The organism is Ensifer sp. R1-3 (assembly GCF_056739175.1).
Genome location: NZ_CP096515.1, coordinates 1888401 through 1900173 on the forward strand (window position 1 = coordinate 1888401; position 11773 = coordinate 1900173).

Annotated in this window: 12 protein-coding genes; 10 read left to right on the plus strand and 2 right to left on the minus strand. The window is 64.8% G+C overall.

Going from position 1 to position 11773, the window contains the following annotated elements; translation table 11 throughout:
• Window positions 1-56: 56 nt before the first annotated feature.
• Complete coding sequence (locus M1D43_RS09150; RefSeq protein ID WP_153320470.1) at window positions 57-1256, minus strand: winged helix-turn-helix domain-containing protein; 1200 nt, start codon at window positions 1254-1256, stop codon at window positions 57-59.
• Window positions 1257-1389: 133 nt separating this feature from the next.
• Here M1D43_RS09150 and M1D43_RS09155 point away from each other — a divergent pair, with 133 nt between their 5' ends.
• Genes M1D43_RS09155 through M1D43_RS09175 form a run of 5 tightly spaced genes read left to right on the plus strand, consistent with a single transcriptional unit; the run spans window position 1390 to window position 5942 of the window.
• Window positions 1390-2070, plus strand: coding sequence for an energy-coupling factor ABC transporter ATP-binding protein (locus tag M1D43_RS09155; protein ID WP_153313254.1), 681 nt, complete (start codon window positions 1390-1392; stop codon window positions 2068-2070).
• Window positions 2064-2669, plus strand: coding sequence for a CbiQ family ECF transporter T component (locus M1D43_RS09160; protein WP_003535821.1), 606 nt, complete (start codon window positions 2064-2066; stop codon window positions 2667-2669). Before M1D43_RS09155 ends, M1D43_RS09160 begins: the two co-directional genes overlap by 7 nt.
• A 31-nt stretch (window positions 2670-2700) precedes the next feature.
• Window positions 2701-3264 carry a biotin transporter BioY gene (locus M1D43_RS09165; RefSeq protein WP_003535820.1) on the plus strand — a complete coding sequence of 188 codons (564 nt, stop codon included), beginning with the start codon at window positions 2701-2703 and terminating at the stop codon, window positions 3262-3264.
• 4 nt (window positions 3265-3268) lie between these two features.
• The gene (locus tag M1D43_RS09170) at window positions 3269-4765 is read left to right on the plus strand and encodes a class I adenylate-forming enzyme family protein (RefSeq protein WP_107591879.1); all 1497 of its coding nucleotides are present in this window, start codon (window positions 3269-3271) and stop codon (window positions 4763-4765) included.
• Window positions 4749-5942 carry a thiolase family protein gene (locus M1D43_RS09175; RefSeq protein WP_015007275.1) on the plus strand — a complete coding sequence of 398 codons (1194 nt, stop codon included), beginning with the start codon at window positions 4749-4751 and terminating at the stop codon, window positions 5940-5942. Before M1D43_RS09170 ends, M1D43_RS09175 begins: the two co-directional genes overlap by 17 nt.
• Here the strand turns inward: M1D43_RS09175 and M1D43_RS09180 are convergent.
• The gene (locus M1D43_RS09180) at window positions 5930-6331 is read right to left on the minus strand and encodes an acyl-CoA thioesterase (protein ID WP_010968892.1); all 402 of its coding nucleotides are present in this window, start codon (window positions 6329-6331) and stop codon (window positions 5930-5932) included. The two genes, M1D43_RS09175 and M1D43_RS09180, sit on opposite strands and share 13 nt — an antisense overlap.
• Before the next feature lie 13 nt (window positions 6332-6344).
• On the opposite strand from M1D43_RS09180, the gene M1D43_RS09185 reads away from it, so the two are divergent.
• From M1D43_RS09185 to dxs, 5 genes are all read left to right on the plus strand, one after another.
• Window positions 6345-7313, plus strand: coding sequence for a zinc-dependent alcohol dehydrogenase family protein (locus tag M1D43_RS09185; RefSeq protein ID WP_153313256.1), 969 nt, complete (start codon window positions 6345-6347; stop codon window positions 7311-7313).
• Window positions 7314-7375: 62 nt separating this feature from the next.
• Complete coding sequence (locus tag M1D43_RS09190) at window positions 7376-8305, plus strand: histone deacetylase family protein (protein WP_015007273.1); 930 nt, start codon at window positions 7376-7378, stop codon at window positions 8303-8305.
• 3 nt (window positions 8306-8308) lie between these two features.
• Window positions 8309-8560: an exodeoxyribonuclease VII small subunit gene (locus M1D43_RS09195; protein ID WP_003535810.1), complete on the plus strand. Its 252-nt coding sequence runs from the start codon at window positions 8309-8311 to the stop codon at window positions 8558-8560.
• Between the two features lie 155 nt (window positions 8561-8715).
• Entirely contained in the window at window positions 8716-9639 is a 924-nt protein-coding gene (locus M1D43_RS09200; RefSeq protein ID WP_028002966.1) for a pirin family protein, read from the plus strand.
• A 220-nt stretch (window positions 9640-9859) separates the two neighbouring features.
• A complete protein-coding gene (gene dxs / locus M1D43_RS09205; RefSeq protein WP_033044606.1) occupies window positions 9860-11773 on the plus strand; it encodes a 1-deoxy-D-xylulose-5-phosphate synthase in 1914 nt (637 codons plus the stop codon).

Consider the following 11773-nt stretch of genomic DNA (forward strand, 5'->3'; position numbering starts at 1 on the left):
TCCATTTAGGGAGCGCCGGCCCGCAAGCCAAGAAAAAACAAAGCACGAAAAATCGGTCAGGAAAGGGCAGCGTTCCAGCCCTCGAGCAATTTGACCTCCTCGACGCCGGCAAAGCGGGCGATGCGGTCGAGTTCGGCCATGAGTTTTTCCATCCGGCCCGAAGAGGGTTTGACGCCACGTTCCAGCCAGAGGCGCCGAACGTCGAGGCTTCCGCGCTTGCGGTCGGCTTTCATGTCGATGCGGCCGATCATTCGGTCGCCTTCGAGCAGAGGGAAGACATAATAGCCATATTCCCGCTTCGGCTCCGGTACGAAAACCTCGATACGGAAGAAGAAGTCGAAAAGCCGTTCGGCCCGGTTCCGGTCGCGCAGCAGCGGGTCGAACGGGCTCAGCACCCGGACGCGGGCGGGCGGGTCGGGAATGTCGCCGAGCCCGTCGGGAAAGCCGGCGAAGGCAAAGGACGGGCGCGGCTTGCCGCCATTGGCAGGCTCGATGACGATCTCGCACAGTTCGTCGCGATGGGCGGCGACCCAGTCCTTCGCCTCGTCCGGCGACACGAGATCCCAAAAGGCTGCGATCTCGCCGTGGGTGGCGAAGCCCAGCCGCTCGAGCGCGCTGCGGCAGGCCCAGTCGATGAACTCCTCATGCGCGACCTCGCCGTCGTAATGGCGGGCGGGAATGACGCGTTCCGTCAAATCATAGACCTTCTGGAAATTCTCGCGCCGGGCGATCGCAAGCTTGCCCTGGCGCCAGAGCACCTCGAGAGCCGTCTTCGACGGGTGCCAGTTCCACCAGCCGCCGGATTCGTGGCCGTCCTCCTTGAGGTGGCGCGCCATGACGGCGCCATTGTTCGCGATCCTCGCATAGGTCTCCTCGCAGCCCGCATCGAAGTCTTCTCCGCGCCATTTGCGCCAGCGCTCGCGGAGCGTTTCGCTCTCCCATTTGAAGCGATGCTTCCAGTAGACGAAGAAGGTGCTCGGTATGATCGAAGCGTCATGGGTCCAATGTTCGAAGAGTTCGCCGTCCTTTTCCAGGAGCTCGGCCAGATGCTCGCGGCGATAGGTCTGATTGCGGGAAAAGAGAATCTGATGATGGGCCCGCTCGACGGTCGCTATGCTGTCGACCTGCACGAAGCCGATGTCGTGGATCAATTGCAGCAAGCCGTCCTTGCCGAGCGCGCGATGCGGCGCGGCCGAGAGCCCCTGCTTGGCGAGGAAGATGCGCCGGGCATCGCGATTGGAAAGGCGAATCGTCATGAACAGAGAGTAGGCTTTTATTCCCAAGTTTCAAACGTCAGACGGCAATAGATGTATTGTCCGCACTACATTGCCCTTTACGATCGACTTGTCCTATAGAGCGATCACGCAAAACATCGCGAGGACCGACGGCTTGGAAATCCGCTTTACCGATTGCTCGGTCAGCTTCGGCGAACGGGTCGCGCTTCAACCTTTGAGCCTCGCCCTCGATGAGCGGCGGGTCGGCGTCATCGGTCTCAATGGCTCCGGAAAGACCACATTCGCACGGCTGATCAACGGGCTCGTCAAGCCGACGACCGGACGGGTCAAGGTCAACGGCCTCGACACGGTCGAGGACGACAGGGCGGTGCTCACTGAGGCCGGCTTCATCTTTCAAAATCCGCAGCACCAGCTGATCATGCCGATCGTCATCGACGATATCGCCTTCGGGCTCAAGAATCGCGGGCTGCCGGCGGATGAGATCTCGTCGCGGACCGAGGCGGTCCTTGCACGCTTCGGCGTCAGCCATCTCGCACGAAGGCGGGTGCATGAGCTTTCCGGAGGCGAAACGCAGCTCGTCGCCATGGCGAGCGTCATCGTCACCGGGCCGAGAATCCTGATCCTCGACGAGCCGACCAATCAGCTCGACCTCAGAAACCGCCGGATGGTCGCCGAGACGATCGACACGCTCCACGAAGACACGATCGTCATCACCCATGATCTGGCGCTTGCCGAGAGCGCCGAACGGGTCCTGCTTTTCCACGAGGGCCGCATCGTTGCCGATGGAGCGCCGGACGAAACCATCCGGCGCTATCACGAGGTCGCCGGATGCTGACGAGCCTCTATGTCGAGGGAGCAAGCTGGTTTCACCGCGTGCCGGTGCGCGCCAAGCTCGTCGCGCTCGCCGTCTTGAGCATCGCGCTCTTTGCGACGGACTCACCCTTCCTGCTGCTACCTGCCTTTCTCCTCAGCGGCTGGCTTTATCTCTCGCTCGGGCTGAGTCCGCGCGAAGCGCTGTCGCGCGTCGGTTTCGTTTTCTTCACCATACTGATCCTTGCCGCGGTCAATCTGTTCCTCGTTCCCGTGCCGCAGGTCGCGGCGCTCGTCTTGCGGCTGATGGCTCTCGTGCTCTTCGCCGCTGCGGTCACGGCGACCACGACGATCGGCGCTTTCATGGACGAGATAACGATCCTTCTGAAGCCGCTGGAGCGCCTCGGTCTCCTGAGGGCGGCAGATGTCGGCCTGGCGCTTGGCCTCGTGTTGCGGTTCGTGCCCGATATCTTCACCCGGTATCAGGCACTCGCCGAAGCGCATCGGGCACGCGGGCTGCCGGTCCGGCCGTTGACCGTCATCGGCCCGCTGATCATCCTGACGCTGAAAGATGCGGACACGATCGCGGCCGCCATTGACGCGAGGGGATTTCGCCGTCAATAAATTCGCGCTTTCTAATAAGAGGTAGGACTATATGAATACCAGAGATCTCGTCCTCGTCGCGCTTTTCACTGCCATCATCGTCGTGCTCGGCCTCGTACCGCCGATCACGCTCGGCTTCATTCCCGTTCCGATCACGGCGCAGTCGATGGGCGTGATGCTCGCCGGCTGCATCATCGGCGCGAAGCGCGGCGCGCTCGCCTTCCTCCTCCTCGTCCTGCTCGTCGCCATCGGACTGCCGGTGCTCTCGGGCGGCCGCGGCGGGCTGGCCGTCCTCGCCGGTCCTTCGGGCGGGTTCATCTTCGGCTGGGCAGTTGCCGCCCTCGTCACCGGCCTGATCGCCGAGCGCTTCGTCCAGTCCACGAGTTCGGAAGCGCGCCAGTTTGCCGGCTTCTTCCTCGCCTCGGTCCTTGGCGGCATCGTCGTGCTCTATGGGATCGGCGTTCCGTGGCTTTCGGCCGTCACCGGCACGCCTCTCGCGGCCGCCGCAACCGGCTCGCTCGTCTTCATTCCGGGCGACCTGTTGAAAGCCGCGATCGCGACGCTCGCCGCCCGGGCCGTCTACGCCGGCTACCCGCTGCTGCCGGCGCGCGTCTGACGCAGTGCCGCTCGCAGAGGCAGTCGCGCTCCATGCGAGCGAACGCCCGCATTCCCCGGCCTTCCGCATGGAAGGCCGGGTTTTCACCTATGGCGAGCTTGCCGCGGGAGCCAAGCGCATTCTCTCGGCCGTTCAACGATCGGCAGCAGAGGCGACGGAGAGAAGCATCCTTTCCGGGCCCGTGCGGCTGGTTGCGCTCGAAACCGGCAACCATCCACTTTTTCCTGCGGCTTTCATCGCTGCGACCGCGGCCGGCCATTGTGCCGCTCTGATCGACCCGCATTTGCCGGAGATCGTGCGCCGGCGAATGAAAGAACGGCTGCGGCCGGAGATCGTCATCTGCGCCGAAGGCGATCTCTTGCGCATCGATGTGCCATCGGCAGGACAAAGCCGTCTGCTGCAAGGCGCCTCCGATGCTCCGCCTCCAATCCCCGCCGGCGACGGCGGTGAACCCTTTCTCGTGGTCTTCACCTCGGGCACGACCGGTGAACCGAAGGCGATCATCCGCAACCGCCGGTCCTGGCGGGTGAGCCTTAAGACCGGCCAGGGCTTTTTCGGGCTCGGGCCGGAGACAACGACTTACGCGCCGGGACCGCTGGCGCACGGCCTGACGCTCTACGCGCTTGCGGAAACCTTGACGGCCGGAGCCGAATTCGTCGGCGCCCGGCACTTCGAGGCGGATCAGGCTTTGGCCACGATTGCGGCCACCGGGGCGAAACGGCTGGTGCTGGTGCCGACGATGCTGCGGCGGCTATGTGAGCGCGCGGCCGGTTCGCCGTTGACATCAGTCGGACAGATTACCGTTGCCGGAGCCAAGCTCACGCCGGCGGATCGGGAGGCGGCGAGACGCGCTTTTCCGGAGGCTCAGGTCACGGAATATTACGGCGCCTCGGAGCTCGGCTTCATCAGCGTCTCCCGGGCGAAGGACAGGCACACGCCGACCGCAGTCGGAAAGGCCTTTCCGGGCGTTCGCCTGGAGATCCGGGACGAGAGAGGCGAGCGCCTTCCTGCAGGAGAGACGGGCACGATCTTCGTCGAAAGCGAACTGATATCCGATGGTTACATCGCGGGCGGCGACGGAGCGGGATTCCGCCGGCAAGGAAAGCTCGCGACGGTCGGCGACCTCGGTTTCCTTGACGAAGACGGTACGCTGCATCTCATCGGCCGGGCGGGCGGAATGGTGGTCTCGGGCGGGAACAACATCTATCCATCGGAGGTGGAGATCGTGATCCAGGGGGCCGGCGGCGTGAACGCGGCCTTCGTCTTCGGTCTCGATCATCCGGATCTCGGCAGCGAGCTTGCGGCGGTGATCGAGCCTGGCGACGGATTCGATCATGCGGCACTCGAACGCCATCTTGCCGCCGACCTGCCGCGCTACAAGCGCCCGCGCAGGATATGGCTCTGCCGGAAGATGCCCATGACCGCCTCCGGCAAGGTCGCGGTCGGGGAGCTTCGCCAATGGATCGCGGAGGAGAACAGCGCCCTTGAACGCCTCGTCTGACCCCGCTCGCACCCCGGTCGTTATCGCCGCGCTGCGGACGCCGGTCGGCCGCGTCAACGGCAGCCTTGCTGCGGTCGAACCGGCAAGCCTTGCCGCCTTGCTGATCGAGAGGATCATTGCGGATACGGGCATCGACCGGGCAGAGATCGACGACGTGCTCGTCGGTAATGCCGCCAACAGTGCCGGCAATCTCGCGCGCCTGGCCGCGCTTGAGGCAGGATTGCCCGTCGCAATTCCGGGAGTCACCGTCGACCGTCAATGCGGTTCGGGGCTGGAGGCGATTGTCCTTGCGGCCCGGCAGATCCAGGCCGGCGCGGGGCGCTTCTACCTTGCCGGGGGCACCGAGAGCGCCAGTCGCGCCCATATCCGCCTTCGGCCCCCGCTCACGCGCGGCGAAGAGCCTCAGCCGGTCAAGCGCGCGCGGATGGCTCCCGACTCGATCGGCGATCCGGATATGGGCGTTGCGGCGGAGAACGTCGCCACTGCCTGCGGCATCTCGCGTGAGCGGCAGGATCGTTTTGCGCTCGAAAGCCACCGGCGCGCCGTTGCGGCCGAAGCGGAGGGCCGGTTCTCGCGCGAGATCGTGCCCGTGCCGACACCTGAGGGGCCGATCGCCAGGGACGAATGTCCTCGCGCAAACGCCTCTGCCGAGACGCTCTCGCGACTGAGGCCGGTTTTCGTTGCCGGCGGCACCGTCACCGCCGGAAATGCCTGCCCGGTCAATGACGGCGCGGCGATGGTACTGATGACGAACCTCGCGGAGGCGCGGAAGCTCGGTGCGCGCTTCGGCCTCGCTTTCACCGATGCTGCGACGGCCGGCGTCGAACCGAAGCTGCTCGGCCTCGGCCCCGTCCCCGCCATGGCGAAGCTTCGCGCGCGCAATCCCGCGCTCGATGTGGCCCGCGTCGATTTCATCGAATTCAACGAGGCCTTTGCCTCGCAGGTTCTCGGGAGCCTCGACCAGCTCGATATCGCACCCGAACGCGTCAATCGCGACGGCGGCGCGATCGCGCTCGGCCACCCCTATGGCGCTTCCGGCGCCATTCTCGTCGTCCGGCTGTTTTCGCAGATGTTGGCGGCTTCATCCCCGGCCGAGGGGCTGGCCATGATGGGCATCGGCGGCGGCATGGGGATCGCCGCCCACTTCAGCAGCTGCAGACCGGATCAGGCGGCATAGCCGGCGAGCCATTCCCGGGTGGGGCCTGGCAGCTGTACCGGTTGATGGCGGGCACGGTCGACGGCCACCCAGACGATCTCGACCTCGGCAGCAAGCTTGTCGCCGGTCTCGACGCGCACGGCAAAACCTATCGAGCTGCCGCCGATCTTCGCGACGGTGACCGTAAAGCGCGCGGGCTCGTCGAAGCGCAGACCGCGATGGAAGATGCAGGCGGAGCGGCGGACGAGATAGGCCGGTTCTTCCGCGATTGCCGGCCGGTGCCGCCAGAGATTGGCAAGTGCGGCCTCCGCATGCGCATAATAGGCCGCATTGTGCATATGGCCGTGCATGTCTATATCGCGGAACGGAATGCGAATTTCCGTGACATTTTCCCGCTCTGTGCCGTCCATGCGAGGCTCCCCGATGCGCTCCACACTCGTTAGACAGTTTGGCGACCCCGGACAAGTCATCGAGCTCGTCGACGCACCCCGCCCTGCCCCAGGCACGGGCGAAGTCGAGGTCGAGATATCGCTCGCGGCAATCAATCCTTCGGACCTGATCCCCGTTTCGGGCGCCTACAGCGCGCGCACCGCCCTGCCTTTCGTCCCCGGCTTCGAGGGCGTCGGCATCGTCAGGCGCGTCGGGCCGGACGTGCAAGGTTTCAAGGCCGGAGACCGGGTCGTCCCGATCGGCGCGAGCGGGCTTTGGCAGCAATTCCTCCTCCGTCCGGCCGAGTGGTGCTTTCACGTGCCGGACGGGATCGAGGACGCACAGGCGGCGATGAGCTATGTCAATCCGCTAACGGCGTTGAGGCTTGTCGAAGCGCTGCGGGAGCATTTCGGATCGCTCGAGGGCATGGATGTCGGCGTGACCGCGGCGGGCTCGGCCATCGGCGGCATGCTGATGAAGCTGCTTGCTCTCGAAGGCGCGGTGCCGACGGCCATGCTTCGCAGCGAGAGAAGCCGCGGCCGTCTCGGCGAGACACACCGGGTCCTGGTGGCCGACAGCGGCGACGGCCTTATGGGCAGCCAATTCGATGCGGTGTTGGATGCCCTCGGCGGCACGCTGGCGGGCGAACTGATCGGGCGGTCCATCCGCCCCGGCGGGACCTTCATTCAGTATGGAGCGCTCAGCGGCGCACCCGTGCCGCAGACGGCGATCAGCGGCCGGCCGGACATACGCTTCGCCTTTCTTTGGCTGAGAACCTGGGTGCATTCCGCCGGCCGGGAGGCACTCGAAGCCGCTTTCCTGCGCAGCTTCGCCGGACTGCAGAGCGGCCTCTTTACCAGCCCTATTGCCGCCGCCTACCCCTTGAGCCGGCTTGCCGACGCCCTTGCGCATCAGGCCGACCCGCGTCGCGACGGCAAGATCCTGCTCGATCCGCGCTGTTGAAAATCGGCAGTTTCGCGTCGCCCACCATGGATTTTGACAGGCATGCGCACTAGTTTCGCCGGATGACCACGCATCTCTACGAAAACCCGGTCTTCCTGAAGCACGAGGTCCCGGAAGGGCACCCCGAGCGGCCGGATCGGCTGAAGGCCTTGAATCTTGCGTTGGAGCATCCGAATTTCGCGGATCTCGAGCGGCTCGAGGCATCGAAGGGTGACGAAAATCTGGTGTTGCTCGCCCACACCGAAGAGCACCTGCTGGGGATCAAGCGGGACATTCCGGACGAGGACATCAACCAGATCGAGTCCGATACCTATGCAAGCCCGCAAAGCCTCGAGGCCGCGTTGACCGGTATCGGCGGTGCTGTGGCGGCCGTCGACGCGGTCTTCGCCGGCGAAGCGGACAATGCCTTCGTCGCAGCCCGCCCGCCCGGCCACCACGCCGAGAAAAACAGGGCCATGGGCTTCTGCTTTTTCAACAATGTAGCGATCGCCGCGCGCTACGCGCAGACGGCGCATGGTGCGGAACGTGTTGCCATTGTCGACTGGGACGTCCACCACGGCAACGGCACACAGGACATTTTCTGGGACGACCCGTCGGTGCTCTTCTGCTCCACGCATCAGATACCTCTCTATCCCGGCACCGGTGCCAAGGACGAGACGGGCGTCAGGAACAATGTCGTCAATGCGCCGCTTTCGCCCAACAGCGGCAGCGAGCATTTCCGCGATGCTTTCCGATCGCGCGTGCTGCCCGCGCTTGAAAATTTCCGGCCCGATTTCCTTCTGATTTCCGCCGGCTTCGACGCCCACCACCGCGATCCATTGGCCCAGATCAATCTCGTCGGCGAAGATTTCGACTGGGCGACGGGTCGCCTCCTAGACGTTGCCGGCAGGAGCGCCGGAAACCGCATCGTCAGCCTGCTCGAAGGCGGTTATGACCTGCAAGGGCTCGCCGAGTCGGCCGGCCTGCATATTCTGAGATTGATGAGAGGGTAATTCATGAACAACAATGCGCAACCGGACGTTTCCGCCCTCTCCTTCGAGCAGGCCGTCGAGGAATTGGAACGTATCGTTTCGGCGCTTGAACGCGGCGACGTCGCACTGGACAAATCGATCGAGATCTACGAGCGCGGCGAGGCCCTGAAGAAGCACTGCGAGGCCCTGTTGAAGGCGGCAGAGGATCGTATCGAAAAGATCCGCCTCGACCGCGCCGGCCGGCCGCAGGGAGTCGAGCCGCTCGACGCGGAGTAGTGAGCGCCTCATCCGCCTGCCGGCACCTTCCCCCGTTTTGACCGCGGGCTTCGTTCTTACCCCGAAGAGGAAACGCTCCGTCTCCCGATTGCCGCTACCGAACCGGAAGCACTGAGGGTAATCTTCAGCGAATGCCATCAACCGGAGCGCCTGCCATGTCCTTCTTTCCCGGTCCCGATCCGCTCGCCGGAGACAAGCCCGCCTGCGACGCAATCGAGCATCTGATCATCCCGCGCACCAGCGATATCGGCGGCCTGCAGGTCAGGCGGGCGCTGCCGACCGCGAAACGCCGGCTCGTCGGTCCTTTCATCTTCTTCGACCGGATGGGCCCGGCGCTGCTGCGTGCCGGCCAGGCGATCGACGTCCGCCCGCATCCGCATATCGGCCTTTCGACCGTCACCTACCTGTTCGACGGCGAGATCAAGCACCGCGACAGCCTCGGCACCGAAATGGTCATCCGCCCGGGCGACGTGAACCTGATGACCGCCGGGCGCGGCATCGTGCATTCGGAGCGCTCGCCGGAAAACCAGCGCGGGCACGAACGCTCGCTTTCAGGACTACAGACCTGGCTGGCGCTGCCCGACGCCATGGAGGAGATCGATCCGGTCTTCGCGCACACCGAGGAGCGTATGCTGCCGCATCTTGCCGACGGCGGGGTTCGCGCGCGCGTCGTCATCGGCCAGTTCGAAGGGGCGGCTTCGCCCGTTTCCACCTTTAGCGATACGATCTATGTCGACCTCATGATCGAGCCCGGCAAGAGCGCGCCTTTCGCGGCCAACTGGGAAGAGCGGGCGCTCTACATCCTTTCCGGCGAAGCGATCATCGCCGGCGATCATTTCGACAACAATCAGCTCCTCGTATTTCGTCCCGGCGACGAAATCACCATCACCGCAGGGCCTGCAGGCTGTCATGTGATGCTCTTCGGCGGGGCAGCGCTCGGCTCGCCGCGGCATATCTGGTGGAATTTCGTTTCCTCCTCCAAGGAGCGGATCGACAAGGCAAAGGAAGAATGGCGCACGGGCCGCTTCGATATCGTGCCGGGAGACGAGGAAGAGTTCATACCCTTGCCCGCAAGCTGATCTCCGTCAAGCTCGCTTTCAGGCGTTGGATCGCGGTGCGGCGGAAAACCGCGCAGGTTTTCCTCATCCCGCACTTGGTTGAAGCCGCAGGAAAGCCTAATTTTGCATTCAACGGCGATTACCTCTAATAAAGAGCCGTTCCGACGACCCATCAACAATGCGCGCGCCTGTCTCCGGCGCGCATGAGGCATGCAGCGTGACACAACTGCCAACCAACCCGATGCCGGCAACTCCCCTGCTCGATAAGGTCGACTATCCCGACGATCTGAAGAAGATCGACGACAGGGACCTGCCGCAGCTGGCGGCCGAATTGCGTGCCGAGATGGTCGATGCCGTGTCGCGCACCGGGGGGCACCTGGGCGCGGGCCTCGGCGTCGTCGAACTGACGATCGCAATCCACAAGATCTTCGACACGCCGCATGACCGTCTGATCTTCGATGTCGGACACCAGTGCTATCCGCACAAGATCCTGACCGGCCGGCGTGATCGCATCCGCACCTTGCGCCAGGAAGACGGGCTCTCGGGCTTCACCCGGCGGGCGGAAAGCGAATACGACCCCTTCGGCGCAGCACATTCCTCCACCTCGATCTCGGCCGGTCTCGGCATGGCTGTCGCCGCCGAACTCGACGGCAAGAGCCGCAATGTGATCGCGGTGATCGGCGACGGCGCGATGTCGGCCGGGATGGCCTTCGAAGCGCTCAACAATGCCGGCGCGCTCGATGCGCGCCTCATCGTCATTCTCAACGACAACGACATGTCGATCGCACCGCCGACCGGCGCGATGAGCGCCTATCTGGCGCGGCTCGCCTCCGGGCGGACCTATATGGGCATTCGCGAGGTCGGCAAGAAACTCACCGCTTATCTCGGCAAGACCGTCGACCGGGCGATCACCCGCGCGGTGGAGCATGCCCGGGGCTATGTCACCGGCGGCACGCTCTTCGAGGAGATGGGTTTCTACCATATCGGCCCGATCGACGGACACTCCTTCGACCACCTGCTTCCAGTCCTGCGCAACGTTCGCGACAATGCGAAAGGCCCCGTCCTGATCCATGTGGTCACGCAGAAGGGCAAGGGCTATCCGCCGGCCGAAGCCGCGGCCGACAAGTATCACGGCGTCAACAAATTCGACGTGATTACCGGTGCTCAGGCGAAAGCCAAACCCAACGCCCCCGCCTATACCTCCGTCTTCGCGGACGCGCTCACGCAGGAGGCGAGCCTCGACGACAAGATCGTCGCGATCACCGCCGCCATGCCGTCCGGGACGGGCCTCGACAAGTTCGCGTCGGTGCATCCCTCGCGCTGCTTCGATGTCGGCATAGCCGAGCAGCATGCCGTGACCTTCGCGGCCGGCCTTGCGGCGGAGGGATACAAGCCTTTTGCGGCGCTTTATTCCACCTTCCTGCAGCGCGCCTATGACCAGGTTGTCCACGACGTGGCTATCCAGGGTCTGCCGGTCCGCTTTCCGATCGACCGCGCCGGTTTCGTCGGCGCCGACGGGCCGACCCATGCCGGCTCCTTCGACACGACCTATCTGGCGACACTGCCGGGCTTCGTCGTCATGGCGGCGGCCGACGAGGCGGAACTGAAGCATATGGTGCGCACCGCCGCGGCCTACGACGAGGGTCCGATCTCGTTTCGCTATCCGCGCGGCGAAGGCGTCGGCGTCGAGCTGCCGGAGCGCGGCGAGATCCTTGCGATCGGCAAGGGCCGGATCGTCAAGCAAGGGAACAAGGTGGCGCTGCTTTCCTTCGGCACACGGCTCGCCGACTGTCTGCTGGCGGCGGAAGACCTGGATGCGGCCGGCCTCTCGACGACCGTCGCCGACGCCCGCTTCGCCAAGCCGCTCGATCATGATCTGATACGCCAGCTTGCCCGCCATCACGAGGTTCTGATCACCATCGAGGAAGGGGCGGTCGGCGGTTTCGCAAGCCACGTCCTGCAGTTCCTGGCGGAAGAAGGCCTCATCGACGGCGGCCTCAAAGTGCGCCCCATGGTGATGCCCGACATCTGGATGGAGCAGGCAAAGCCGGAGGCGATGTATGCCCGTGCCGGGCTCGACCGTGCCGGCATCGTGTCCACCGTCTTCAAGGCGCTCGGCCAGAAGCACGGCGTCGGCCTCGGCGCCGCCGGCTGA